Annotated in this window: 1 protein-coding gene; it reads left to right on the top strand. The window is 69.7% G+C overall.

What is annotated here, in order from left to right:
* Window positions 1-660: RHS repeat-associated core domain-containing protein (locus tag ACQRUO_RS39615; RefSeq protein WP_428321025.1), on the top strand; the 660-nt coding region annotated here is incomplete at both ends.

Genomic DNA, 660 nt, shown 5'->3' with positions numbered 1-660 from the left:
GGCCGCGTCACCACCCGCCGCCACACCACCCTCTCCGGCCGCACCGACACCTGGCACTACACCTGGGACCCCGAAGACCGCCTCACCACCGTCACCACCCCCGACGGCACCGACTGGCACTACCACTACGACCCCTTCGGCCGCCGCACCGCCAAACACTGCCCCACCACCGGCGAGCACACCCTCTTCACCTGGGACGGCCCCACCCTCGCCGAACAGACCGCCCACAGCCCCACCCTCCCCGGCCCCTACACCCTCACCTGGAACCACCACGGCCTACACCCCCTCACCCAAACCGAACACCTCCACACCCAGAACGCCACTGACCAGGACGACGTCGACCGCCGCTTCTTCGCCATCATCACCGACCTCATCGGCACCCCCACCCACCTCCTCAACCCCGACGGCACCCCCGCCTGGCAAGCCCGCACCACCCTCTGGGGCACCACCACCCAACCCAAGACCGCCACCACCACAACCCCCCTCCGCTTCCCCGGCCAATACCACGACCCCGAAACCCGCCTCCACTACAACCACCACCGCCACTACGACCCCACCACCGCCCGCTACCTCACCCCCGACCCCCTAGGCCTCACCCCCGCACCCAACCACACCACCTACGTCCACAACCCCCACACCTGGACCGACCCACTCGGACTC

It is taken from the genome of Kitasatospora sp. LaBMicrA B282 (assembly GCF_050325825.1).
Lineage (GTDB): Bacteria > Actinomycetota > Actinomycetes > Streptomycetales > Streptomycetaceae > Kitasatospora.
Note: the sequence above shows the minus strand (reverse complement) of the source record. Positions and strands in the feature narration are given on the sequence as shown.